The sequence below is a fragment of the Enterococcus sp. DIV0660C genome, assembly GCF_017316125.1.
In the GTDB taxonomy this organism is placed as follows: domain Bacteria; phylum Bacillota; class Bacilli; order Lactobacillales; family Enterococcaceae; genus Enterococcus_B.
On record NZ_JAFLWA010000019.1, the window covers coordinates 138,680 to 163,665 of the forward strand.

Below are 24,986 nucleotides of genomic sequence, written 5' to 3' on the forward strand. Positions count from 1 at the left end.
AGTGATACAGATTATATTACTGTTTCAATCGTAGCTAGAAGAGAATTTCTTATAGACGAGAGAGGAATGTGTGACAAATGGCAAACAAAAAAGCACCAATCGACTTCCAGGCTTTACTTGATGAAGTCAATTCAGATTTTCCAGTTTATCAAGCGCTTGATCAAGATGGAAAAGTTGTAAATGAAGATTTGATCCCTGATTTATCAGATGATGAATTAGTTGAATTAATGACAAAAATGGTTTGGTCACGTGTCTTGGATCAACGTTCAACAGCATTGAACCGTCAAGGACGTCTTGGATTCTTTGCGCCTACAGCTGGGCAAGAAGCAAGCCAACTTGCAAGTGCATTTGCTTTTGATAAAGAAGATGTTTTATTACCTGGTTATCGTGATGTTCCCCAACTTGTTCAACACGGCTTACCATTAACGCAAGCGTTTTTATGGTCTCGTGGGCATGTTGCTGGTAATTTATATCCAGAAGAATTGAAAGCTCTACCACCACAAATTATTATTGGTGCACAATACGTTCAAGCTGCTGGTGTAGCACTAGGCTTGAAAAAACGTAACAAGAAAAATGTTGTCTTCACTTACACTGGTGATGGCGGTTCTTCACAAGGTGATTTCTACGAAGCAATTAACTTTGCAGGTGCTTATCATGCAAATGCTGTTTTCTATATTCAAAATAACGGTTTTGCAATTTCCACACCTCGTGAAAAACAAACCGCTGCTAAAACATTAGCACAAAAAGCTGTTGCGGCTGGAATTCCTGGTATTCAAGTTGACGGAATGGACCCATTAGCTGTCTACACTGTTTCAAAAATGGCTCGAGATTGGGCAATTAGCGGAAAAGGTCCTGTGTTGATTGAAACATTGACGTATCGTTATGGTCCACATACGTTATCAGGAGATGATCCAACACGTTACCGTTCAAAAGAGATGGATGGCGAGTGGCAAAAGAAAGATCCGTTGATTCGTTTCCGCAACTATCTAGTTGAAAAAGGATTATGGTCTGAAGAAAAAGAAGAACAAGTTATTGAACAAACAAAAGAAGAAATCAAAGCAGCGATTGCAGAAGCGGATAAAGTACCAAAACAAAAAGTTTCAGATTTCTTGAAGAATATGTTTGAAGAAGCACCACAAACAATCAAAGAACAAATTGCAATCTATGAAGCGAAGGAGTCGAAATAATCATGGCACAAAAAACAATGATTCAAGCAATCACTGATGCTTTAGCACTTGAACTAGAACATGATGAAAATGTCGTCATTTTTGGTGAAGATGTTGGTAAAAACGGAGGGGTCTTCCGTGCAACAGAAGGATTGCAAGAAAAATTTGGTGAAGATCGTGTGTTCGATACACCTTTAGCAGAATCAGGGATTGCAGGTCTTGGATTTGGTTTAGCTTTAGAAGGTTTCCGTCCAGTTCCTGAAATTCAATTTTTTGGTTTCATTTTTGAAGCAATGGACGAAGTTGTTGCACAAATGGCACGTACTCGTTACCGTATGGGTGGAACAAGAAACTTACCAATCACAATTCGTTCACCATTTGGTGGCGGTGTGCATACACCAGAATTACACTCAGATAATTTGGAAGGATTGATTGCACAATCACCTGGTATTCGTGTAGTAATTCCATCAAATCCTTATGATGCAAAAGGTTTATTGATTTCTTCCATCAGAAGTAACGATCCAGTTGTTTTCTTAGAACATATGAAACTTTATCGTTCTTTCCGTGAGGAAGTGCCAGATGAAGCGTATGAAGTACCTTTGGATAAAGCGGCAGTAACTCGTGAAGGATCAGATATTTCAATCATCACTTATGGTGCAATGGTTCGTGAAGCAATCAAAGCTGCAGATAAATTAGCACAAGAAAATATCTCGGTTGAAATTATCGATTTACGAACAGTTGCTCCTCTTGACATTGAAACAATTATTCAATCTGTCGAAAAAACAGGTCGTGTAGTTGTTGTTCAAGAAGCACAAAGACAAGCAGGCGTTGCTGCACAAGTGATTTCTGAAATTTCAGAACGCGCGATTCTTTCTTTAGAAGCACCAATCGGACGTGTTTCTGCACCTGATACTGTCTTCCCATTTGGTCAAGCAGAAAATGCTTGGTTACCAAACGCTTCTGACATTGAAGCAAAAGTCAAAGAAATCGCAGAATTCTAAGAAAAGAAGGGGAAAATTCATGGCTTATCAATTTAAATTACCGGATATCGGTGAAGGAATTGCAGAAGGCGAAATCGTAAAATGGTTCGTTAAAGCAGGCGACACGATCAATGAAGACGATACACTATTAGAAGTTCAAAATGACAAATCAGTTGAAGAGATTCCATCTCCTATCACGGGGACGGTTAAAAATGTATTAGTTCCAGAAGGTACTGTAGCAAATGTTGGTGATGTGTTGGTAGAAATCGACGCACCTGGTTATGAAGATGACGCACCAGCTGCACCAGCTAAAGAACAAACGCCTGAATCTCCTGCTGCAATTCCAACAGCAGAAGGTTCTGGTGAAGGTATTTTTGAATTTAAATTACCAGATATCGGTGAAGGGATCGCGGAAGGCGAAATCGTAAAATGGTTCGTTAAAGCAGGCGATACAATCAACGAAGATGATACATTACTGGAAGTTCAAAATGACAAATCAGTTGAAGAAATTCCGTCACCTGTTACTGGAACAGTCAAAAACGTATTAGTTCCAGAAGGTACTGTAGCAAATGTTGGTGATGTATTGGTAGAAATCGATGCACCAGGACATAACACAAGTCAATCTTCAGCACCAAGTGCACAAACACCAGTTGCGGCAGCTCCTCAAGAAACGAAAACGGCTACGTCAACGGTTGTTGCGACAGCAGATGAATCAAAACGCATTCTTGCAATGCCTTCTGTTCGTCAATATGCTCGCGAAAAAGATGTAGATATCTCACAAGTAACTGCTACTGGCAAAGGTGGCCGTATCACGAAAGAAGATATCGATCAATTTGCTTCAGGTGACGCGTCTGTTCAAGCAACTGCACCAGAAGCAGCACCAACAGCTGCAAAAGCAACGCCAGAGGCACCAGCTGCAGCACCAAAAACAGAACCAACTGCGTTCAAGTCTGGTCAAACAGAACGTGAAACTCGTGAAGCATTAACACCAACACGTAAAGCAATTGCTAAAGCGATGGTTAATAGTAAACATACAGCACCGCATGTCACTTTACATGATGATGTTGAGGTTTCAAAACTTTGGGATCATCGTAAGAAATTTAAAGATGTTGCTGCTGAAAACGGCACGAAATTAACTTTCTTACCATATGTTGTCAAAGCATTGACAGCAACTGCGAAGAAATTCCCAGTATTGAATGCGTCAATCGATGACAAAACACAAGAAATCGTGTACAAACATTACTACAATATCGGTATTGCAACTGATACGGATCACGGATTGTATGTACCAAACATCAAAGATGCAAACATGAAGAGTATGTTTGCAATTGCTGATGAAATCAATGAAAAAGCAGCATTAGCGCATGATGGTAAACTTTCTGCCCAAGATATGCGTGACGGCTCCATTACAATCAGTAATATTGGTTCTGTTGGCGGTGGTTGGTTCACACCAGTTATCAATTATCCTGAAGTAGCTATTTTAGGTGTTGGGACAATTGCACAACAACCAGTTGTGAATAGCGAAGGGGAAATCGTTGTTGGACGCGTGATGAAGTTATCATTAAGCTTTGATCATCGAATCGTTGACGGTGCAACTGCACAGAAAGCAATGAATAACATCAAACGTTTATTAGCAGATCCAGAATTATTATTGATGGAAGGATGAGTGGAAAATGGTAGTAGGAGATTTTGCCATTGAGTTAGATACAGTTGTAATCGGTGCTGGACCTGGCGGCTATGTAGCTGCCATCCGTGCCGCAGAAATGGGACAAAAAGTTGCCATTATTGAACGTGAGTATATCGGTGGAGTGTGTTTGAATGTAGGGTGCATTCCTTCTAAAGCCTTGATTTCTGCCGGACATCATTATCAAGAGTCATTAGATTCATCTTTATTTGGTGTGACAAGTAAAGATGTGGAGTTAGACTTTACAAAGACACAAGATTGGAAAGACAATCAAGTTGTCAAAAGTCTGACAAGTGGTGTAGGTATGTTGCTTAAAAAACATAAAGTAGAAATCATCGAAGGAGAAGCTTTCTTTGTAGATGACCACACCTTGCGTGTTATTCATCCCGATTCTGCACAAACATACTCATTTAACAATGCCATCGTTGCAACTGGTTCTCGTCCAATCGAAATTCCAGGATTTAAGTTTGGTGGGCGTGTGTTAGATTCGACAGGTGGGTTAAACTTGAAAGAAGTTCCTAAGAAATTTGTGATTATCGGTGGCGGTGTCATCGGTGCTGAACTAGGTGGGGCGTATGCAAACCTCGGATCAGAAGTCACAATTTTGGAAGGATCACCTTCAATTTTACCAACGTATGAAAAAGACATGGTTAAATTAGTTACCGATGATTTCAAAAAGAAAAATGTTACAGTAGTCACTTCAGCAATGGCGAAAGAAGCAATTGATAACGGTGACAGTGTGACAGTGAAATATGAAGTAGATGGTAAAGAACAATTAGTTGAAGCGGACTTTGTTATGGTTACAGTTGGTCGTCGTCCAAATACGGATGATCTTGGATTGGAACAAGCTGGTGTTGAAATTGGTGAACGCGGCTTGATCCCAGTTGACAAACAAGGTCGAACAAATGTTGCAAATATTTTTGCAATTGGGGATATTGTTCCTGGTGCAGCACTTGCTCACAAAGCAAGTTATGAAGCAAAAATTGCAGCGGAAGCTATTTCTGGTAAAAAAGTAGCTGTTGATTACAAAGCAATGCCTGCTGTTGCATTTACTGATCCTGAACTTGCAAGTGTTGGAATGACAATCGCAGAAGCGAAAGAGGCTGGTATTGAAGCTAAATCATTCAAATTCCCATTTGCAGGTAATGGACGTGCTATTTCATTAGGCAAAACAGAAGGATTCTTACGATTGGTAACAACAATCGAAGATCACGTGATTATTGGGGCACAAATTGGTGGTGTAGGAGCAAGTGACATGGTTTCTGAACTTGCTTTAGCAATTGAATCAGGCATGAATGCTGAAGATATTGCCTTAACGATCCATCCACATCCATCTCTTGGTGAAATTACAATGGATACAGCGGAATTAGCTTTAGGGTTACCAATTCATATCTAAAAAATTGGTTCATGAATTTTAAGATGTACGACAACAACTGTCGTACATCTTTTTTTATTACAGAAGGAAATTAGAGAGTTTTGTTATACATAACACTTTTTTTATCGTAGAATGAAGAAAGATTATAGTAAACGGAGCGATTGAAATGTTGAAAGAAGAACGTTGGAATGCGATTGTAGCTTTAGTAGATCAAAAGGGCACGATTAAAGTGAGTGAGATTGTCGAACGTCTCTCGGTTTCTGACATGACTGTCCGCCGAGATTTAACAGAATTGGAAGAAGCCGGACGTCTCAAACGTGTTCATGGTGGCGCGCGGAGTCTAAATGTTTACCAGCATGCGGAGCTTTCACATCGTGACAAACAAATTATTAATAGTGAAGAGAAAAAGGAAATCGCGCAAAAGGCTGTACAACTAATTAAAGAAGAGGAAACGATTTTTCTGGGACCTGGGACGACTATTGAATTATTGGCAGAAATTATGGAATTTGAACGTTTACGCGTGGTAACGAATTGTTTGCCGGTATTCAATACGTTGAGTAAAAAAGAAGGAAATTTAAAAGTATACTTAGTTGGTGGAGAAATGCGGGAGTTGACCAAATCATTTTTTGGCGAAATTTCCAACAAAACGTTACAAGATATGCATTTTCATAAGGCATTCTTTAGTAGCAATGCAGTGAAAGATGATGAAGTGATGACTGCGACAATCGAAGAAGGACAAACCCAAGCCATCGCTCTAGATAATTCGATCGAGCGCTACTTATTGATTGATTCATCCAAGGTGGGCAAACAAGATTTTTATTCTTACTATCGATTAAAAGATATTACAGCAGTTGTGATGAATAAGGATGATTATGATACGTATCAAAAACTGGAAAAAGAAGTTCAGGTGATTATTTAACTTTTTTTGCAAATCTTTTTTACTAGATGAAAGATAAAAAGGCGGTTGTTAAGTTGCTAAACATCATAAAAGGAGAAGAACTCAAGATTGAGTTCTTCTCCTTTTTTATAGTATCTGTCTTTTACATAGCAGCTTTTTCGGCAGCGTAAACAGCATTTCTCTTTTTCATTTGACGTGCATACCAAACAAAAATCAATAGATAAGCGACAAGTGCTAGAATCGCATAGAGAATAAATTCGATTTGACCTTGAGAAGCATTACCAACTAGATAGCCTAAGAATTTTTCTACAGGGCCTTCCATCGTAGTGTGGGAAATCAATGAATCAGCGCTTAGGCCAGCGGGGAATGCGCCAACCTTTTTGGCAGTTTCGGTAACAAATGGAGCAATCAACGTACCTGACCATAGGAATAGAGGTAATTCGATTGCACCAATGACGATCATACGAATCAATTTCCCGCGTGTCACAACTAATAAGGCTGGGGTAACTCCCATAGCGATAATACCACCTAAAGGTAATAATTTATTTCCTGGTAAGACAATTGCTTCAAGCAACATGATTGGTGCTAATACATTTGCAGCTGCCCAAATTTCTGCGCGACCAGCAATAAAGGGCCAATCTAAACCAATATTGATGGTGCGACCTTTTAATTTGTTAGAAGCAAAGTCGGTTATTCCTTGTGATAAAGGTTCAACAGCAGCAATGAACCATGCGCCAATCAATGAAAATAGTTCTAAACAGACTGCAGCAGTGAATGCTAGTGAGAAGATTTCAGTTGGTGTTTGCCCAGCTAGTAAGCCAACGAAGATACCTAAGTAAATCCCGATAGCGAATTTTGATCCCCAGAAACCGATTTTACTATTTAATTTAGCAGCGTCAAAATCGTATTTATCTAACCATGGGAAGACTTTATCAAAAATCTTATCGAAAACCATGATGATTGGATTCATCATATAATTCATATGTGTAGTTGTCATTGGGTTTGTATCCGGTGCATTCAACAAATCATTGAAGGTTGGTTTCATCAAATCAGAATTGATGATTTTTAAGACGCCAATAAAAATAACTAATAATGTAGCAATCAATAGATTTGCTCCACAGAAAATTGCGAATAGACCAACAATTGACAAGTGCCAAATATCAAAAATATCAACATCTAATGTATTTGTTTTATTTAAAAATAACATAACGACATTGACAATAACCATAATCAATAAGAAATACAAAGTATAAGGGGAACCCCAAGTAATAGTTGCTAGAGGCGCCCAACCTACATCTGTGATATTCAATGAAATGCCGGTACGTTCAACAAAATCAGCCATCGCACCTGAAAACGCGGTGGTTAAAATGCCAATGATTGCACCGATCCCTGTTAAGGCAATCCCTAATTTCAACCCACCTTCAAGTGCGCGAGTGGGCTTGACTTTAAAGCATAGCGCAATCAGTGTCAAAACAATGGTCATCAAAGGTGCAGCCCCTAAATTGATTAGAGGCTGGAAAATCGTATTTGCGATATCAATAATTGCATTCATTCTCTTTTCTCCTTTATATCAAGTTGAAACTCTTTTTTAGGTATCATTTTTGGATAGATTGGATTGCTTGTTCCATTTGTGAATAAACAGGTTCAGCCATTGCAGGAATGCGATATAAAATTGCGCCTGCATCGACAACGGGGATGTTGATTGGGAAGCCAAGATCGGTATTTGCGATTTGTGCAAAAATATCATAATGAGACAACATTTCTTGATTGATATCTTTGATCATGACAGCGTCACAAGAAACTTGATATCCGCGTTTGCTTAGTTCATTTTCTAAAGCAGATTTGATTTGATGACTTGAGTTAACCCCAGCGCCACAAGCAGCTAAAATCTTAATCATTTGAAATTCCTCTTTTCTTATTTTTGGATAGATTGGATTGCTTGTTCCATTTGTGAATAAACAGGTTCAGCCATTGCAGGAATGCGATATAAAATTGCGCCTGCATCGACAACGGGGATGTTGACTGGGAAGCCAAGATCGGTATTTGCGATTTGTGCAAAAATATCATAATGAGACAACATTTCTTGATTGATATCTTTGATCATGACAGCGTCACAAGAAACTTGATACCCACGTTTACTTAGTTCATTTTCTAAAGCAGATTTGATTTGATGACTTGAATTAACCCCAGCACCACAAGCAGCTAAAATTTTTACCATTTTAAAACACTCCTCTAATTAAAATTCTTTTCTAAAAAAGTATAGATTTCTTTTGGTTCCTCGCATGAGAAAAATTTCGTCAACTCTTTTTTGTCAACAGAGTTGATGAAGTCCATGATGTCCGCTAACATCCCTGCTTGTTCAGCACCATTTTCATTTAAAATCATAAATAAAAAGGAAGCATCCAAAGTGTCTGATGGACGAATCATATGATGAAATAAAATTGGATGCGTTAATTTAATTGGGACGATTCGAGTTGTTTTGACGAATTCACTCTCGGTATGGGGGATTGCGATATCCGGCAAAGATGAATCGATGAGTGATAAGTCTAATCCCGTTGGATAATTGGCCTCTCTTTCTACTAAATTATCGAAAAAGTCTTCAGTAACTAATCCCTTTTCTACTAAATCTAGATAAACTTCCTCGAACACTTCTGTTTGAGTTTGTTTATTTGAAACATAAGTTGTTTCGGGGAAAAAGAATGTAGTGGTTGTTGACATATTTCCTCCTCCTTTGTTTAAAAATGTTTGGATAACTCAATTACACCTAAAGTATAACCGCTTACATAAGAAAGTCAAGCGTATTTTTAAAAGAAAATAAACATTTTTTTGCTTTTTTGTGTTGATATTTGTTTGTAAATGTTTTATTATGTCGTTGGAAAGGTGGTGCCTATGTTGAAAAGTGAACGGCAACGTTCCATTTTAGAATTGTGTGAGCAGTTTGGTGTCATTACGGTGAAAATGATCCAAAAAAATTTACCAGTATCAGAGATGACAATTCGTCGTGATTTAGATGAGCTTGCCCAACAAGGAAAAATCGAACGTGTGCATGGTGGTGCACAGAGTAAGGGATATGCCGAATCTGCGATAACGATAAAAGAACAGCCACTGACAGGGATCGAGCTATCTCATACTGAGAAAAAAGCAATCAGTATAGAAGAAAAAAAGTATATAGCTAAAAATGCTGCCAAAAAAATTTCGGCAGGGGACACGATTTTTTTAGGATCTGGAACAACAATCGAATTGATGACCCGATTTATTCAAGAAGGACCATTACGAATCGTTACCAACAGCTTGCCAGTTTTTAATTTGTTAGAGAAAAAAGACGACCTCGAGTTGTATTTAGTAGGTGGTTCTTTTCGAAAGAAAACAGGTGCATTTGTTGGTTCCATGGCAAATGAGACGATTCAAAAATTGAGTATTGAAAAAGCATTTGTCGGCGTGAATGGGATTTTGAACGAGCATGTCTATACTTTCAGTATTGAGGAAGGAAAATTCCAGCAGTTAGTCTTGGAAAAAGCGCACAAAAAATATTTAGTAGGAGATGCACATAAATTTGGTCATAGCGACTTTTATAATTTTTATTCACTAAATGAAGTCGATGGTTTTTTTACGGATCACACAATCTCAGAGACAATAAAAACGCAATATGAGCAGTATACTCAAATTTTTAATTGATTAGAGGAGGAGTAAAAATGAAGATCATTATTGGATCAGATAAACAAGGAATGAAATTGAAAGAACCCATCAAAGAATACTTGCTTAAAGAAGGTTTTGAAGTAGTTGATAAAAGTGAAACCGCTTCGAGTGATTTTATCGAATCAACATTAGCTGTAGCAATGGAGGTTTTAGCTGAAGAAGGAAGTCTTGGGATTGCGTTTGATGGCTATGGCGCAGGGAGCTTTATGACGGCGACAAAAGTCAAAGGCATGGTAGCAGCGGAAGTATCCGATGAACGTTCAGCTTACATGACACGCGAACATAATAATGCGCGAATGATTACGATTGGCTCTGAGATCGTTGGTGAAGGATTAGCCAAAAATATTGTCAAAGAATTTTTAGCAGCTGATTATGATGGTGGACGCCACCAAATCCGCGTAGACATGTTAAATAAAATGGCTTAAAAAGAAAAGGATGGTAAGTACTCATGAAAATAGCTATTGGTTGTGACCACATTGTTACGGATGTAAAAATTGCCGTTTCAGATTTTTTAAAAGGAAAAGGACACGAAGTCATTGATATGGGCACCTATGATTTCACACGGACACATTACCCGATTTATGGCAAAAAAGTTGGTGAAGCAGTTGTCAGTCATGAAGCAGATTTAGGCGTATGTATATGTGGGACGGGTGTAGGGATTAATAATGCTGTCAATAAAGTTCCGGGCGTTCGTTCCGCTTTAGTTCGTGATATGACAAGTGCGATTTATGCGAAGGAAGAATTGAATGCGAATGTGATTGGTTTTGGAGGGAAAATTACCGGAGAATTTTTGATTTGTGATATCATTGAAGCTTTTATTCAAGCAGAATACCAAGAAACACCTGAGAACAAACGCTTAATTGCAAAAATCGATCATGTTGAAAAAAATCACCCAGAGCAAGCAGATGAACATTTCTTTGATGAGTTTTTAGAAAAATGGGATCGTGGTGAGTATCACGATTAATGTGGAGGTAAGAAAATGATTGTCACGATCACGATGAATCCCTCGATTGATATCTCTTATCCATTGGAACACTTCCAATTAGATACAGTCAATCGTGTCTCGAAAGTGCGAAAGACAGCTGGTGGAAAAGGATTGAATGTCACGCGAGTTTTAGAACAATTAGGCGCTGATGTCTTAGCAAGTGGTTTATTGGGTGGAGAACTAGGCGAGGCCATCCAACATGAGTTGACTGACGCAGGAATCAAACACGCGTTTTCATCGATTAGTGGAAAGACGCGCAATTGTATTGCCATTTTGCATGAAGGAAAACAAACAGAAATTTTAGAACAAGGACCGGTCATCTCGGCTGCAGAAGCAGAAGACTTTTTAGTTCATTTTGAACAGCTAGTAGATGATGCGACTATTCTGAGTTTCTCCGGAAGTTTACCAGCAGGATTACCTGTTGATTTTTATCGTGAAATGTTGTCGATTTGTCAGCAAAAGAAGAAACCAGTCGTATTAGATTGCTCAGGACAAGCTTTGCAAGCTGTTTTGGAAAGCGAGTCAAAACCAACAGTGATCAAACCGAATCTGGAAGAGCTATCAGAACTATTAGCGTTGGACGTGACCAATGAGCCAATGATTTTAAAAGAAGCATTGAGGAATGAACGCTTTGCTGGAATCGAATGGATCATTGTTTCACTGGGCGCGCAAGGCGCTTTTGCCAAGCATGGAAATACTTTTTATCAGGTGAGTATTCCCAAAATCGATGTTGTGAATCCAGTTGGTTCGGGAGATGCGACCGTTGCTGGTATCACTTATGCGTTACAACAGGGGAAAAATGCAGAAGAATTATTAAAAATAGCTAACGTTTTAGGGATGTTAAATGCCCAAGAAGCAGTAACTGGTCAAGTGAACTTGGTGAATTTTCCTCATTTATATAATCAAATCAAAGTCTCGAAAGTCTAATTACTTATTTTGGTAAAACACAGTAGTCGTAAAAGTGGCTGCTGATGAAACTTAACAAGGATGGTGCAAAATCAATGATCGAAACTAAAGGAAAACAAGGATATCTCGCACAACTAACGGACGAACATAAAATTATTAGTGCATTAGCCATTGACCAACGTGGTGCGTTGAAAAAAATGATTGCCAAATATCAAGAAACACCTGCAACAGATGAGCAAATCGAAGACTTTAAAAAAATCGTTTCGGAAGAATTGACTCCGTACGCTTCTGCTATTTTGCTGGATCCTGAATATGGCTTGCCAGCGGCTCAAGCACGTGCAGAAAGTGCTGGGTTACTCTTGGCTTATGAAAAAACAGGCTATGATGCTTCGACTCCAGGACGATTACCAGATCTCTTAGCAGATTGGTCAGTCAAACGGTTAAAAGAACAAGGTGCGGATGCATGTAAATTTTTATTATATTACGACGTGGATGAAGCTACCGAGATCAATCAACGAAAACAAGCATTTATTGAACGAATCGGATCAGAATGCGAAGCAGAAGAACTGCCATTTTTCTTGGAATTAGTTTCTTATGATGCAGAGAATGCAGATAGTACATCTTTGGAGTATGCCAAGGTCAAACCACATAAAGTGATTGAGATGATGAAGGAATTTTCTCGTGAACGTTATCAAGTGGATGTCTTGAAAGTAGAAGTTCCAGTTAATATGAATTACGTGGAAGGATATGCAGCTGGGGAAGTCGTTTATACACAGACAGAAGCAGCAACTTATTTCAAAGAACAGACAGAAGCAACTTCGTTACCTTTTATCTTTTTGAGTGCAGGAGTCTCTGCCGAGTTGTTCCAAGAAACATTACGCTTTGCCAAAACGGCAGGATCAACATTTAATGGTGTCCTATGTGGTCGAGCAACTTGGGCAAATGGTGTGGAACCTTTCATCACTGAGGGGGAAGCGGCTGCACGTAAATGGTTAAAACAAACAGGTCGAGAAAATATCGAAGCATTGAATACTGTCTTAAAAGAAACAGCTACACCAGTTTCATTATAGGCAGCGTTTGACGATCAAAGTATTTGTAAAATTTTATCAAAAAACTGTAGGGATGACGATTAAGTGATCTGCTACAGTTTTTTTATTTTTTGAGTAACTTCTTTATGACAAAAATTTCCGTTATTTCGGAATCAATTTGTCCTTAATAAAAAGAAACCGTTTTTATATACTAAGTGAGTAGAAAGAAAGGTGGAAGAAAGATGAAAAAAATTGTTGCAATCACATCTTGTCCAGTTGGAATTGCCCATACATATATGGCTGCTGAAAATTTAGAAAAAGCTGGGAAAGAACTTGGTGTTGAAGTAAAAGTCGAAACACACGGATCGATTGGTGTGGAGAATGAACTTACAGCAAGTGACATCAAAGAAGCAGCGGGCGTCATTATTGCTGCAGATACAAAAGTGGACAAATCACGTTTTGGAGGCAAACCACTAATCAATGTCGGCGTTCAAGATGGTATCCATCATGCGAATACATTGGTTGAAGATATCTTAGCAGGAAAAGCGCCTGTTTTTGAAAGCGCTCTGACAGATGCTTCTGCTGAAAACACTGGCGAAACAGAAGGATTAGGGAAAAAAGTATATAAAAGTTTGATGAATGGTGTTTCTTATATGGTACCGTTCGTGGTGACTGGTGGGCTGTTGATTGCAATTTCATTGACTTTAGGTGGAACAGCAACGCCAGAAGGAATCAAAATTCCAGAAGGTACGATCTGGGCGACAATGAATAGTATTGGCGGTATCGCTATGGGCTTGATGGTTCCCATTTTATCAGCGTTTATTGCTCAAAGTATCGCGGATCGTCCGGGCTTAGTCCCAGGGTTTGTTGGCGGAATGTTGGCAGCTAATGGTGCACTATATGGAAGTGATGCAAACGCTGGTTTCTTAGGCGGAATCATCACAGGGTTTTTAGCTGGATTTATTGCTTTAGGAATCAAAAAAATTCCTGTACCAAAAGCATTACAATCTATTATGCCGATTATCGTCATTCCTATTTTAGGTTCGTTGGCAGTTGGCTTTGTCTTCATCTATGTTATTGGTGAACCAGTTGCACTTTTATTTAATTCATTGACACAATTCTTAGCAGGTATGCAAGGTGGCAGTGAAGTTGTTTTAGCAATGATTCTTGGTGCGATGATTGCCTTTGACATGGGCGGACCATTTAACAAAGTTGCGTTCTTATTCGGCTCAGGCTTGATTGCTGAAGGAAACTATTCCATCATGGGACCAATTGCAGTTGCGATTTGTATTCCTCCTTTAGCGTTAGGTTTAGCTTCATTGATCTTGAAAACGAAATTTACAAAAACTGAACGTGAAGCAGGAAAAGCTTCGCTAGCAATGGGATTATTTGGTATCACGGAAGGAGCGATTCCATTTGCTTCAACTGATCCACTACGTGTTATTCCAAGTATTGTAATCGGTGCAATGACTGGTAGTGTAATTGCAATGCTTTCAGGTGTAACTGACCATGTTGCACATGGTGGACCAATCGTGGCTGTGTTGGGTGCAGTGGATCATGTGGCAATGTTCTTTGTGGCAGTGATTGCTGGTATCGCAGTAACAGTTTTAATGTTAAGAATCTTGAAACCAACTTTACAAGCAACACCAGTTGTTGCGACATCAAATGGCGCAATGCGTCTGGACGAAGTAGAAGGCGAAGAAATGAAAACGCCAGTTGCTTCAACAAACTTTGATTCAATTACAGAAATCATGACAGATGATACGATTGTTCTAGACACAACTGAAACGACAAAAGACACCGTTATTGAAGATCTAGTCCAACGTTTAGGGAAAACAGGTCACATTACAGATGCAGCTGGGTTTAAACAAGCAATCTATACTCGGGAAAATGAAAGTACAACTGGTATTGGAATGGGCATCGCAATCCCTCATGGTAAATCAACCTATGTGACAAAACCAACACTTGCTTTTGCGAGAAGTCAGCAAGGAATCGATTGGCAATCGCTTGATGGGGAACCGGCACATTTGATTTTCATGATCGCTGTTCCGGAAAATAGCCAAGGAGATATGCACTTAAAAATTCTCCAACGTCTTTCACGTAAACTAATGGATGACGACTTTCGTCAAGCGTTGATGGAAGCACCAAATAAAGCGGCTGTTAATCAATTATTAAGCGAAATGTAACATAAGATGAAAAATCGACTGTGATGAGACATAATAGATGTGTTATCATAGTCGATTTTTTATTCAGGAAGGAGCTTCTTTTCTTAATGAATCAACGCCAACAATCTTTAATTTACCAATTAATAAAAAGTAATAGTTATTTAACAACCAAAGAATTAGCAACGTGCTTTCAAGTTTCTGAGCGCACGATCCATAGTGATTTAAATAAAATCGAAGACTGGTTGAAGGCGCATCAGTTACCTTTGATTATTGAAAGAAAAAAAGGAACAGGTATCCTACTGGTTGGCTTACCCCATGAAAAAGATCAAGTCAAACGTCTGTTGAACGAAAATGATGAAACTGAGTTGGAAAGAAGTCAGTTACGCCAATTATTGATTTTTCATTTGTTAGTTGCAAAAGATGGCCTAAGTCTTGAAGAATTAGCGGAAAAATTATTCGTTGGTCGCCGTACAATTAGAAAAGAATTAACAGATTTGCAAAGTTTTTTTCAACAACATCATTTGGCGTTAGTGTCAAAAACTAAACTGGGGACATTTATCACGGGTGATGAGCAAGAAAAAAGACAATTATTGGTGAAGACCTTGCGTAATATGCAAAAGACAGATCCACAAAGTCCATCCTTGAAGGAATTTTTTGCGAAAGATACGCTAAAAGTAATCCAACACACCTTGCGAGATGTTTTTTATGAAAATCAGTTAGAGGAACCTGCAGGCTTGTCTACGGTTGAGATCCATATTTACTTTATGTTGGAACGCATGAAGCAACTACAAAAAGTCAAATTAAGTGAAGATGAAAATGAAGCAGTCAATCATACACAAGCGCAAAAAATCAGTAGCCAAGTCTTAGCCAAGTTAGCAAACGTGTATCCCATTGAATTTTCACCGGATGAAATCAACTATTTAGCGTTAAGAATTGCTAACTTATTTTCTAAGTCGCAGTCTGCTGCGCGTTTTCAAGGTGAAGCAGATGAACTAGCTATTCACTTGATTGATCAAGTTGAACAATTTTTAGATTATTCATTGAAGGAAGATCAACTTTTAGTCCAAAATTTGAGTTCTCACTTATCTTCTACTTATTTTCGTTTGAATTATGGATTAACAATCTCAAATCCTTTAACGAAAAATGTGTTTAGCACGTATACGCAATTATTCTTAGTTCTTCAATTGATTTTGGAAGATTATTTTGAGAAAGAACCCTTTTATGTGCCACAAGATGAAATTGCTTATTTGACGATCCATTTCCAAGCAGCAATTGAGCGTCACCAACATCAAAAAAGTCGGAGATATCAAACGATTTTAGTTAGTGAATATTCAAAAGCAATGGCAACTTTTCTTGAGGCAAGGCTGAATCGTGAACTTCCTGAATTGACGATTCTGGATTTAATTGAATATAGTCCTGAGCTGAAGCTCGAAGCATTTCCACCGGTTGATTTTATTTTGACAACATTACCCTTTCAACATGAAAGCATTCCTGTAATTGAGATTTCACCGATGATTACAGAAACAGATTTATCGAGGTTAACGAAATACATGTTAGAACATGTACCAAACAAACGAACAAAAACATTTGATTTGGCAAGTTTTACGAATCCGTTTTTGATTTTCTCACATTTAGATTTGACAGATCCAACGGAAATCTTGTCTTTTATGGGTGATGTTCTAGTTGAAAATCAATATGTATACCCGGAATTCATTGAATCCGTTCTAGAACGAGATCGTCATTCAAGCACACGGGTTGCTTCGCTGGTAACACTTCCTCACGGCAATCCATTTTATGTCAAGCATTCAACGATTTCGATTGCGACGATGAAGCAGCCAATTACTTGGCATGGCGAACAAATTTGTGTTGTTCTGTTGCTGGCAGTCAAAAAAAATGATTTGAAACATCCAGAATTCAAAAAGTTGTTCTCTGTCATCCATTATTTGGAAAAACAACCTGAACGTATGAATCAACTACTGCAAACGGACCATCCGTTAGAAATCTTAACATTGCTGTCTAGCTACGAGTAAAAGATAAGTAAAGTTAAGAATGAGTGAATATATTTTTTGGGATAGTAGATGTTTTTTTATCATTGAATTCATTTCATCTCTTTCTTTAAGAAATATTTTGCTACTTCATTAGCAAAATATTTGTATTATAAAATAAGTGTGGTATTATTAAACTAGTTCGAATTATTAGATTTTCTTAAAGTGACACTGCCCGTTAGTGAAGTTTCAGGCAGTGTTACTTTTTTTGTTTATTTATGAAATAAAATTAGTTAAAATGTTATTATAATGATAATATTGTGTTTTTTTAGTAAAGAGTTTTTTCTTTGTTGTGGCAATCAACAAAAGAAATAGGATAAGCAATCAAAACAGAGCTGGATGTTATTGTATACATAAACAAGAAATAGGTTTAGAAAAGTTAAGGAATATGGGTGAACAGAATGAACCATTTAGTTGACGGGATGTTTGAGACCTTGTTTTTTGAATCAAATAGTCGAAATAAACTTCATTTATTTAAGTACTTGGTCATGCAAGAACAAAAAATTTCATTAAAAGATATAGCAAAACAATTTAATCTTTCTTACCAAGGAATTCAAACGCTAGCAAAAGAAATAATTCAAGACGAAATGCAAGAATACGGCGATTCTCAATTTATTTTAAAAACAGGGAAAGTGTTTCGCAAAGAAGAAGGACATTTGTTCACGATTGATAGCTATCGTTTATTTTTGTTAAAAAAAGAAAGTGTTACATTCACTTATTTAGTCTACAAAATGCGCCACCCAAATAAAAATGAATTAAACTATGTACAAAAACATTTGATTAGTATCTCAACTTTTCATCGGAAAATTCAGTTGTTAAAAAGTTTGTTAGCTGTTTATCAAATGAACTTAACTTTCAAAGTAACCAATGACAGTCAAGAAATCACTTACCGGACATTTCTCTATTTTTCATTGTGGTGGGGGTACCGGGGGCAAGAAAACTTATTTAACTATCTTGACAATGAGAAGAGATACCAAGCGATTGTGAATCAAGAACTCTCATTTATTACAAAACAGCAACTGATTTTATTATTAAATGTGTTGGAAAGTCGCTATGTATCGAAGAAATATTTGACAGACTTTGTATTGAGTCAAGATGTACAAACACTTTTTCGTGAGCAAAGTCATCCCTATACGGAATTGTGGCACCATTTACCCAAGAAGGTTAGAAGTGCAGAGAAAAAATTTTTGAGTACGTTTCTCAATTTATTTATTTTAAATGAACAGATTACATCGGACCAGAAAAGAGAATTTGCCAAACAACGAGTGAGTGAGAATAAAAAAGTAGCATTATTTATAAAAACATATCTTCATTTACTTGAAAAAAATCAATTTGAACTCATTAGCAAGAGTGAATTTGTGTATGATGTGTTGCTTTTTTCAGAAGTTGCGAATAAGTTGGTCGGGAATAACACCAAAGAATTCGTCCAGCTGATTCGATTATTATTGCCAGCGAGCTACCAGAAATACTTATTTACGCTGAGAGAAAAGGTGATTAATGAAGGCGAGCTTCAGACTGTCAAGGAAAACAAATCATTACTATTACTCTGTGTGTTATTGACCCTTCATTACCGTAAGTATCGTGCACCAGTTATTACAGTTGGTTTATCAAAAGAGTTAGGAAATACGTGTATCAAAGATCTTAAATCTTTTTTGGGAAATTTTGGCTTTGTCACGGTCTTGATCGTTGAGGAAATTTCCACTGCAGAATGTGATTTACTGTTAATCAACTATTCACTTATGAAACAAAAAATGCCAAAAGAACAACGATATTATTATTGGGATCAAAGCAATTTTCCGGAGAACTACAACTTACTGGAAAGAAAAATTTTTGAAGAAAAAAATAGAAGAACTACTGAAAATAATTGAGTTTTCAGTAGTTCTTCTATTTGATTTTAGGAATGGTTGTGGAACTTATTCCATAAAACTGAAATAATCCCTGTTTATTTTTTGAATTTTAAAGAGGAAAGGAAAAATCTCACTTGCTATACTAAATTTCGTGAAATGATCTCTCAATATTATAGAAAAAATTTTTCAAATAATGAGAAGTCGTCTCTTCGAGAGGGTGCTACTATTTAATAGAAGGACAAGGAGGAATTTTAGTTGTTTACATTACCAAATTATTTGTTTGAACCGTTATCTTGGGTTTGCACAGCATTGATTGTGCTCGTTTTTGCAAATTTATTATTTTTTACGGCATTATCTGTTTTTGGTTTGGTCACGCCAAAAAGAGATTATGAAATAGTTGATCCACAAAAGAAGTTTTTATTTTTGATTCCTGCACATAATGAAGCAGCGGTAATCAAGGAAACCGTCGAAGCGTTGGTTCGGCAAGAATATGATCCAAACTTGTTTGATATTGTTGTGATTGCTGATAATTGTACGGATAATACAGCGGAAATCGTTAGAAGTATCGGCAAGGCAAAAGTATTTGAAAATACGTCGAAACCGGATGAGCCAAGAGGGAAACCTCATGCGATTGCAAGTTTTATCAACAATGAAAGCTGGCAAGAATATGATTATATTGCGTTTATCGATGCAGATAACATCGTAGAACCAAATTATTTGACGGAAATGAATTCACAAAGTCTAGCACATCCAGAATTTGTGGTGATCCAAGGCTATTTGGGTATGAAAAATGTTTTCACGTCAATTACTGCCTCTGGTTATTCCGCTGTTTACTTTATTACAAATCGTGCTGTTCAATTTGCAAACTATGTTTTGGGTTGGAATGCAGCGATTGGTGGAACAGGATTTATTTTGGATACAACTTATTTGCTGGAACGCGGGTGGAATCCAAGAAGTTATACAGAAGATTTCGAATTGCAAGTGGAGTTGTCAATGAATGGGTTAAGAAGTGGTTGGAATCAATTTGCAGTTGTCCATGATGAAAAACCAAATAGTTTTTTGGCGAGTCATCATCAACGAACACGTTGGGCACAAGGTCACTGGTATGTAGCATTTTCAACAACATTTAAACAATTCATTTCTTTATTTAAATCAAAGCACTTCAATGAATTGATGAGTAAGATTGAAACCTTGTTTTATTCTTATTCAATGGTACGCCCAGTAGCTTACTTAATTATTTTAGCGTTAGGAATCATTGATATTCGTTTGTTGAAATATTTACCTAATTTGTTTTCTGTTATCACATTCTGGTTAACAATGGAAGCTTTCAACTTTTTGATCATACCAACCGTTTACTTTATTGAAGAAGGTAAGGAGTATTTCCAACTGAAAAATACTTGGTGGAAAAAAATTCTGTTTTTTATTCGCTTGGTTTACTGCTTTATTTATAATTCATTAACGTATATGATTGCGCAAATCGTAGGTTTCTTCACGTGGTTCAAGCCACAAAATAAATGGAATAAAACAGTACATTCTGTACAATACAAAGATTTGGAAGGTGAACAATATGCAAGTACAAAATAATTTGAGCCTAAATAAAAAAACAAGTCGTCAACAGACGAATAAAGAGCGAGGGATTAGTTACTTTGGTAAAAATTTGACTTATTTAGTTGTGATTGCTGGTATTTTAGCATTCTTCTTTATGGGTGCATAAGTTAAGAGATTCACTGGTAGGAAGCCCATAATTATGTTAGGTGTCTGAGTTATTCTTTGAAATTAAAAAAAATTTTCAACTATTAAAGAGGAAAATTTTTTTGAAGATTAGTACAATGTGTTTGTAAGTAAATAACAACCATATGTTATTTAAGTGCAATACAATTGAAGGGAGGTGTGAAAAGTGAAAAGTTCAACATATAAGAAGTTTGTTTTATTAAGTAGCGTGTTTCTAACTTTATCAGTAGCAAATAATCTTGTAACAATTGTTCACGCAGAAACAACCGATCAAACAACTCTTTCATCGAAAGCAACCAAAACAAAGACCACTCAAACCTCTGAAAATTCAAGTGATCAGACGAGTACTTCCGTAAAAGAGTCGAAAGAAAAAAATATTTCAAGTTCTATTATAGCGGAAACAGCGACGAGTGCAACGGAAAATGAAACAAAAGCAGATGATGCAATCAAAAAAGATGTTCTCCCCAGAATAACTCCAAAAATTGCTACAGGCTCTGTTTCTTATAAAGCGAATTCTAGTGTTTATACGTTAAATACAACTTATACTGGAACGGTTACTTTGACTAACAAAGATGGTGATTCGATTCCTGCAGGTACAACAATAGTTATTTCTATTCCGACAGAAGCAATTGATTATAGCGCAATTGACTTAACAGATGAAAATATTTCAAGCTATTTTGATGTAACCATTGACAAAAATGCTGGAACGATCACATTTGTTGTTAAAAATGACATTGTTGGTGATACGACGATTTCAGCTGATTTCCATACCAAAGTAATTGGAAATACTGGGACAACATATAATGTCTCAGCAACGACGACATCAAACGGACAAGACATTCCGACAATTGTTGGAACACCTAAGTTAACTGTGGATACGAATACACCACCGATTTACGATTATGTTAACTCTTACTGGGGAATTTCAGATGGAACTCCTGGGAATTTTGTTGGCAAAGATGGTTCTAATGTAGGTGGACTACCAACTGGTAATTTTACCCGTACGTCAGATGTGATTCAAAATTTTATTCAGGTCAACTATTCTGGTGAAAACATTTTACCCGCTGATTGTTTTTATCGTTTTGCTTGGTACATCGAACCAATAGGAAACGGAAAAGTTACTATTACAGATGAAGATATAGCAAACATTGTTGTTCGAGATACAATAACACAAGCGGTGATTCCTAAGCAATATTATAAAGTGTATCGAGATGCTACCAAACCAGACAACAATGAAATTTGGATTGATTTACAGTCAGAAAAAACTTCTGGAGGCTACATCAAACGTGATGGTAGTTACGAAGCTAGTGTCAGTGCTCATGCCAATAATGATAGCATCACGTACCCAAGCCAATCTTATATCTATATGGCTACAGCCAACGGAGGAAATATCGCTGGTGGTAAACATTTTGATTTGAATAACCAGTTCTTAACAACAGGCGACAGTACTGTTTTTGCTAACTTGAGTGTTGAAGACAAAACATTTTATGTTGGAGACTTGACAGCTGCGAATATCAAAGAAAAATTATTAAAAAATATTGTTGCTAAAGATACGAATGACGGCGATATCAGTAGCCAAGTAACGGTCGATGATAGCCAAGTCCAAGCGGATACACCCGGAAAATACAAAGTAACATACTCTGTTACGAATTCTACTGGACATATTTCAACTAAGACAGCAACGGTGACAATCTTAGAAAGAAAAGATGGTGCACCTGTCACTGTTGAATATGTGGATGAAGATGGGAATGACATCGCTGAAAAAGATGTTTTGAACGGTAAGGTTGATGATCCGTATACGTCTCAAGCAAAAACAATCGATAATTATACTTTACTCAAAGAACCAGATAATAAAGAAGGCAAATTTACTGATAAAGCTCAAACAGTCACATATATTTATCAAGGCAAACTTCTCTTTGTTGATGCGCCAACAAAACTGCAATTTGGTGAGCACACTATTTCAGCAAAAGACGAAACTTATTCGTTAAAATCTTTGGATAAGAACTTACTCATCAAAGATTTACGTAAAAATGGTTCTACTTGGAGTTTAACTGCAAAATTAAATCAAGCATTTATTGGCACAACAACAAGTAAAAAACTTGGTGCTACACTCTATTACATGAATCCAAGTCAAGGAAAACAAGCAATCACAACAGATGAAAGTGTTGTGATTCATAATCAAACAACAAGCGACCATGAGGAACAGAATGTGTCTCAAGACTGGCAGTCAAAAGCAGATACTCTTCAATTATTTGTTCCCGGTGGAAAAGCTGTTGTCGATACGTATGATGCGACCATCGAATGGGATTTAAACGATGTGGTACCAAATGAATAAGGGGATAGAAAGCTATGAAAAAAAGAAACAAATGCTTCGCCGCGTTACTATCCTTCATCTTATTCTTTGGCTTTGCTACTCGGATTGAGGCGGAACAAGTTGCTGATTCGAGTACAACGAAAGCAGCCGTTGGTTTCTATGAAACAGGGGATAGTAATATAAGTGATTCAGGCGAAGATTCAAGCAATCAAATAAATAATCATAACGATCAAACAACAAATAACACAGTTAATAATGAAACAAGACAACTTGTTCCTGACACTACACAATCAGGTTCATATCATGTTACATCAGGCGTACTTCCAAAAACTGGAGCTGTTGATTCAGCACCTATCACGATGAGCGGATATTTCCTGCTAATGGTGGGGGTCATTTATTTATTCAAAAAACGAAAAGAGGAATTTTAAAATGAAAAAAGTAATTATGGGATTAGTATTATCAGCAACGTTATTATCAGCAACAGCGGGTGCAACTGTTTATGCTGCTGAAGTCGACCAAAAAAATACAACAGGTGAAGTTGGGTTCAAAACACCTGATAGTGGCGCGTTGACATTAGTGAGTGCCGCGGATCTTGACTTCGGTATGCATGCAATTTCAGCAGCTGATGAAGTTTACACTTCTGAAACAGATACTGTCAGCACTGTTCAAGACATACGTGGGACAGAAGCAGGTTGGGCATTACAAGTTTCAGAAAATGGTCAATTCAAAAATGGTACACATGAATTAACAAATGCAGAAATTACATTAGTTTCACCTTCGATTGATGCAAACTCAACAGCAATTGCACATGAAAAAACAGGTGTTGCTTTGAAAACAACCAATGAAGCTGCAGTCATCATGGATGCTCAAACAGGTGAAGGGAATGGTTTAGCAATTGAAGATTTTGCTAAAGGAACAGCGTCTCTAAGCGTTCCTGGTGCAACAGTCAAAGTGGCTGGTCAATATACAACTACACTTAATTGGGTATTAACAGATGGCGTTGCAAACAACTAGTCATTCGTAAAGATGTAGGAATAGACAGTCATCAGGCTATCTATTCCTATTTTTTTAAAGGAGAAAAAAATGAAAAATAAAATCCAAGCTTTTTTATTCGTTGCTATTTCAGTCTGCTCTTTCTACTCATTCCAATTTGTATCAGCTGCCTCTGTTGATTTCCAAGTAAATCCATTACCTTCAGAGAAACAAGTAAATCAAACATTGTCTTATTACGACTTACAACTGGAACCAAAAGAAACAACCGAGTTAGTTGTTCAAGTTACGAATAATGCCGACCATCCAATTGTGATTGATACGAACGTTGATCATGCGTCAACAAATAGTAACGGCGTTGTAGAGTACAAAAATAGCCAGCAATTTGAATCAGTTAACTTAACCAATGATATGAAACAGTTGGTAAAAGTCCAGACAGAAAAACTTGCTTTAAAAGCAAAAGAAACCAAGGAATTAACGTATACGATTACTGCGCCGGAAAAAAATTTTGATGGTGTTGTAGCGGGTGGAATTAACATTGTCGAAGAACTTGAAAAAGAAAATGAAGACAGTGGAAAGAATAAAAGCAGTATGGCAGTTCAAAATCAATATGGTTATACGATCGCATTGATTTTACACGGTGAAAAAGAAGTAACGAAACCTATTATTGAACCCGGAAAAATCAAAGTAGAACAAGTGAATGGACGAAACAGTATCAAATTCCCTTTGAAAAATACCAGTGGGATGTTTATCAATAAATTGAACGTCAATGGTAGCATTCGCAAAATGAATGAGAAAGAAGTATTATACACCACTAAAATTGAAAATGGACAGCAAGCACCTAACTCCGTTTATAATTTCGATATTCGCACGGACGGGAAAAATTTAAGTCCTGGGAAATATACAGCAACTTTGACTGCGGAATCAAAGGGCAACAAATGGAAATTCACACAAAATTTTACTATTTCGGAAAAAACTGCCACTGATTTGAATCGAACAGCAGTTGCTGAGAAAAAGGATCATACGACGCTTTATCTGATTCTTTTGATTTGTGGCATTTTATTGCTTCTTTTTATTATTATCTTTATTTACATTCACAAGAAAAATCAGAAAATCAAAAAATTAATGAATGAACTACAGAAAGAAGATAGCGCCAGCTAAGTAGTAGCTATTTTA

General features: G+C 37.2%; 23 protein-coding genes. 19 read left to right on the top strand and 4 right to left on the bottom strand.

All coding sequences use genetic code 11. From position 1 onward, the window contains the following. Positions 1 to 77 precede the first annotated feature (77 nt). From pdhA to DOK81_RS05785, 5 genes are all read left to right on the top strand, one after another. Positions 78 to 1,187: a pyruvate dehydrogenase (acetyl-transferring) E1 component subunit alpha gene (gene pdhA / locus DOK81_RS05765; RefSeq protein ID WP_206899257.1), complete on the top strand. Its 1,110-nt coding sequence runs from the start codon at positions 78 to 80 to the stop codon at positions 1,185 to 1,187. Between the two features lie 2 nt (positions 1,188 to 1,189). Beyond that, the gene (locus tag DOK81_RS05770) at positions 1,190 to 2,167 is read left to right on the top strand and encodes an alpha-ketoacid dehydrogenase subunit beta (protein WP_206909239.1); all 978 of its coding nucleotides are present in this window, start codon (positions 1,190 to 1,192) and stop codon (positions 2,165 to 2,167) included. A gap of 19 nt (positions 2,168 to 2,186) precedes the next feature. Further along, on the top strand, positions 2,187 to 3,812 hold the full coding sequence (locus DOK81_RS05775) for a dihydrolipoyllysine-residue acetyltransferase (RefSeq protein ID WP_206909241.1): 1,626 nt from the start codon (positions 2,187 to 2,189) through the stop codon (positions 3,810 to 3,812). A gap of 7 nt (positions 3,813 to 3,819) precedes the next feature. After that, the gene (gene lpdA / locus DOK81_RS05780; protein WP_206909243.1) at positions 3,820 to 5,226 is read left to right on the top strand and encodes a dihydrolipoyl dehydrogenase; all 1,407 of its coding nucleotides are present in this window, start codon (positions 3,820 to 3,822) and stop codon (positions 5,224 to 5,226) included. 145 nt (positions 5,227 to 5,371) lie between these two features. Continuing rightward, positions 5,372 to 6,124 carry a DeoR/GlpR family DNA-binding transcription regulator gene (locus tag DOK81_RS05785; RefSeq protein WP_206909245.1) on the top strand — a complete coding sequence of 251 codons (753 nt, stop codon included), beginning with the start codon at positions 5,372 to 5,374 and terminating at the stop codon, positions 6,122 to 6,124. 121 nt (positions 6,125 to 6,245) lie between these two features. On the opposite strand, the gene DOK81_RS05790 is transcribed toward DOK81_RS05785, so the two are convergent. From DOK81_RS05790 to DOK81_RS05805, 4 genes are read right to left on the bottom strand one after another with little or no spacing between them, the layout of a single operon-like run. Further along, complete coding sequence (locus DOK81_RS05790) at positions 6,246 to 7,655, bottom strand: PTS transporter subunit IIC (protein WP_206909247.1); 1,410 nt, start codon at positions 7,653 to 7,655, stop codon at positions 6,246 to 6,248. Between the two features lie 43 nt (positions 7,656 to 7,698). Further along, positions 7,699 to 8,001 (bottom strand): PTS fructose transporter subunit IIB, encoded by a 303-nt coding sequence (locus DOK81_RS05795; RefSeq protein ID WP_206909249.1) that lies wholly within the window; start codon positions 7,999 to 8,001, stop codon positions 7,699 to 7,701. Between the two features lie 17 nt (positions 8,002 to 8,018). Continuing rightward, positions 8,019 to 8,321 (bottom strand): PTS fructose transporter subunit IIB, encoded by a 303-nt coding sequence (locus tag DOK81_RS05800; RefSeq protein ID WP_206909252.1) that lies wholly within the window; start codon positions 8,319 to 8,321, stop codon positions 8,019 to 8,021. 14 nt (positions 8,322 to 8,335) lie between these two features. Continuing rightward, on the bottom strand, positions 8,336 to 8,821 hold the full coding sequence (locus DOK81_RS05805) for a PTS sugar transporter subunit IIA (protein WP_206909254.1): 486 nt from the start codon (positions 8,819 to 8,821) through the stop codon (positions 8,336 to 8,338). 171 nt (positions 8,822 to 8,992) lie between these two features. On the opposite strand from DOK81_RS05805, the gene DOK81_RS05810 reads away from it, so the two are divergent. The 14 genes from DOK81_RS05810 (at position 8,993) to DOK81_RS05875 (ending at position 24,971) form a co-directional block, all read left to right on the top strand. Continuing rightward, a complete protein-coding gene (locus tag DOK81_RS05810; RefSeq protein ID WP_206909256.1) occupies positions 8,993 to 9,778 on the top strand; it encodes a DeoR/GlpR family DNA-binding transcription regulator in 786 nt (261 codons plus the stop codon). 17 nt (positions 9,779 to 9,795) lie between these two features. After that, entirely contained in the window at positions 9,796 to 10,224 is a 429-nt protein-coding gene (gene lacA, locus DOK81_RS05815; RefSeq protein WP_206909258.1) for a galactose-6-phosphate isomerase subunit LacA, read from the top strand. 23 nt (positions 10,225 to 10,247) lie between these two features. Then, the gene (gene lacB, locus DOK81_RS05820) at positions 10,248 to 10,763 is read left to right on the top strand and encodes a galactose-6-phosphate isomerase subunit LacB (RefSeq protein ID WP_206909260.1); all 516 of its coding nucleotides are present in this window, start codon (positions 10,248 to 10,250) and stop codon (positions 10,761 to 10,763) included. Positions 10,764 to 10,778: 15 nt separating this feature from the next. After that, positions 10,779 to 11,711: a tagatose-6-phosphate kinase gene (gene lacC / locus DOK81_RS05825; RefSeq protein WP_206909261.1), complete on the top strand. Its 933-nt coding sequence runs from the start codon at positions 10,779 to 10,781 to the stop codon at positions 11,709 to 11,711. 74 nt (positions 11,712 to 11,785) lie between these two features. Beyond that, a complete protein-coding gene (gene lacD, locus DOK81_RS05830) occupies positions 11,786 to 12,760 on the top strand; it encodes a tagatose-bisphosphate aldolase (protein WP_206909305.1) in 975 nt (324 codons plus the stop codon). A gap of 200 nt (positions 12,761 to 12,960) precedes the next feature. After that, positions 12,961 to 14,904, top strand: coding sequence for a PTS fructose transporter subunit IIABC (locus DOK81_RS05835; protein WP_206909262.1), 1,944 nt, complete (start codon positions 12,961 to 12,963; stop codon positions 14,902 to 14,904). An 86-nt stretch (positions 14,905 to 14,990) separates the two neighbouring features. Then, the gene (locus DOK81_RS05840) at positions 14,991 to 16,913 is read left to right on the top strand and encodes a BglG family transcription antiterminator (protein ID WP_206909263.1); all 1,923 of its coding nucleotides are present in this window, start codon (positions 14,991 to 14,993) and stop codon (positions 16,911 to 16,913) included. Positions 16,914 to 17,329: 416 nt separating this feature from the next. Then, a complete protein-coding gene (locus DOK81_RS05845; protein WP_206909264.1) occupies positions 17,330 to 18,796 on the top strand; it encodes a hypothetical protein in 1,467 nt (488 codons plus the stop codon). Between the two features lie 234 nt (positions 18,797 to 19,030). Then, complete coding sequence (locus tag DOK81_RS05850) at positions 19,031 to 20,359, top strand: glycosyltransferase family 2 protein (RefSeq protein WP_206909265.1); 1,329 nt, start codon at positions 19,031 to 19,033, stop codon at positions 20,357 to 20,359. Beyond that, complete coding sequence (locus DOK81_RS05855) at positions 20,343 to 20,489, top strand: hypothetical protein (RefSeq protein ID WP_206909266.1); 147 nt, start codon at positions 20,343 to 20,345, stop codon at positions 20,487 to 20,489. The genes DOK81_RS05850 and DOK81_RS05855 overlap by 17 nt, the downstream gene beginning before the upstream one ends. 183 nt (positions 20,490 to 20,672) lie before the next feature. Then, the gene (locus DOK81_RS12440) at positions 20,673 to 22,841 is read left to right on the top strand and encodes a MucBP domain-containing protein (protein WP_206909267.1); all 2,169 of its coding nucleotides are present in this window, start codon (positions 20,673 to 20,675) and stop codon (positions 22,839 to 22,841) included. 14 nt (positions 22,842 to 22,855) lie between these two features. Then, positions 22,856 to 23,248: an LPXTG cell wall anchor domain-containing protein gene (locus tag DOK81_RS05865; protein ID WP_206909269.1), complete on the top strand. Its 393-nt coding sequence runs from the start codon at positions 22,856 to 22,858 to the stop codon at positions 23,246 to 23,248. A 1-nt stretch (position 23,249) separates the two neighbouring features. After that, positions 23,250 to 23,834 carry a WxL domain-containing protein gene (locus DOK81_RS05870; protein WP_206909271.1) on the top strand — a complete coding sequence of 195 codons (585 nt, stop codon included), beginning with the start codon at positions 23,250 to 23,252 and terminating at the stop codon, positions 23,832 to 23,834. Between the two features lie 69 nt (positions 23,835 to 23,903). Next, positions 23,904 to 24,971 (top strand): DUF916 and DUF3324 domain-containing protein, encoded by a 1,068-nt coding sequence (locus DOK81_RS05875; RefSeq protein WP_206909272.1) that lies wholly within the window; start codon positions 23,904 to 23,906, stop codon positions 24,969 to 24,971. Positions 24,972 to 24,986: the final 15 nt, after the last annotated feature.

Excerpts from the sequence above, each read along its gene's own strand:
- DOK81_RS05855 (WP_206909266.1), top strand. The coding sequence starts at position 20,343 with ATGCAAGTACAAAATAATTTGAGCCTAAATAAAAAAACAAGTCGTCAA.
- DOK81_RS05845 (WP_206909264.1), top strand. The coding sequence starts at position 17,330 with ATGAACCATTTAGTTGACGGGATGTTTGAGACCTTGTTTTTTGAATCA.
- DOK81_RS05800 (WP_206909252.1), bottom strand. The coding sequence starts at position 8,321 with ATGGTAAAAATTTTAGCTGCTTGTGGTGCTGGGGTTAATTCAAGTCAT.
- DOK81_RS05875 (WP_206909272.1), top strand. The coding sequence starts at position 23,904 with ATGAAAAATAAAATCCAAGCTTTTTTATTCGTTGCTATTTCAGTCTGC.
- lacD (WP_206909305.1), top strand. The coding sequence starts at position 11,786 with ATGATCGAAACTAAAGGAAAACAAGGATATCTCGCACAACTAACGGAC.
- lacB (WP_206909260.1), top strand. The coding sequence starts at position 10,248 with ATGAAAATAGCTATTGGTTGTGACCACATTGTTACGGATGTAAAAATT.
- pdhA (WP_206899257.1), top strand. The coding sequence starts at position 78 with ATGGCAAACAAAAAAGCACCAATCGACTTCCAGGCTTTACTTGATGAA.
- DOK81_RS05835 (WP_206909262.1), top strand. The coding sequence starts at position 12,961 with ATGAAAAAAATTGTTGCAATCACATCTTGTCCAGTTGGAATTGCCCAT.
- DOK81_RS05810 (WP_206909256.1), top strand. The coding sequence starts at position 8,993 with ATGTTGAAAAGTGAACGGCAACGTTCCATTTTAGAATTGTGTGAGCAG.
- DOK81_RS05775 (WP_206909241.1), top strand. The coding sequence starts at position 2,187 with ATGGCTTATCAATTTAAATTACCGGATATCGGTGAAGGAATTGCAGAA.
- lpdA (WP_206909243.1), top strand. The coding sequence starts at position 3,820 with ATGGTAGTAGGAGATTTTGCCATTGAGTTAGATACAGTTGTAATCGGT.
- DOK81_RS05870 (WP_206909271.1), top strand. The coding sequence starts at position 23,250 with ATGAAAAAAGTAATTATGGGATTAGTATTATCAGCAACGTTATTATCA.
- DOK81_RS05805 (WP_206909254.1), bottom strand. The coding sequence starts at position 8,821 with ATGTCAACAACCACTACATTCTTTTTCCCCGAAACAACTTATGTTTCA.
- DOK81_RS05795 (WP_206909249.1), bottom strand. The coding sequence starts at position 8,001 with ATGATTAAGATTTTAGCTGCTTGTGGCGCTGGGGTTAACTCAAGTCAT.
- DOK81_RS05785 (WP_206909245.1), top strand. The coding sequence starts at position 5,372 with ATGTTGAAAGAAGAACGTTGGAATGCGATTGTAGCTTTAGTAGATCAA.
- DOK81_RS05790 (WP_206909247.1), bottom strand. The coding sequence starts at position 7,655 with ATGAATGCAATTATTGATATCGCAAATACGATTTTCCAGCCTCTAATC.
- DOK81_RS05865 (WP_206909269.1), top strand. The coding sequence starts at position 22,856 with ATGAAAAAAAGAAACAAATGCTTCGCCGCGTTACTATCCTTCATCTTA.
- lacC (WP_206909261.1), top strand. The coding sequence starts at position 10,779 with ATGATTGTCACGATCACGATGAATCCCTCGATTGATATCTCTTATCCA.
- lacA (WP_206909258.1), top strand. The coding sequence starts at position 9,796 with ATGAAGATCATTATTGGATCAGATAAACAAGGAATGAAATTGAAAGAA.
- DOK81_RS05770 (WP_206909239.1), top strand. The coding sequence starts at position 1,190 with ATGGCACAAAAAACAATGATTCAAGCAATCACTGATGCTTTAGCACTT.
- DOK81_RS05840 (WP_206909263.1), top strand. The coding sequence starts at position 14,991 with ATGAATCAACGCCAACAATCTTTAATTTACCAATTAATAAAAAGTAAT.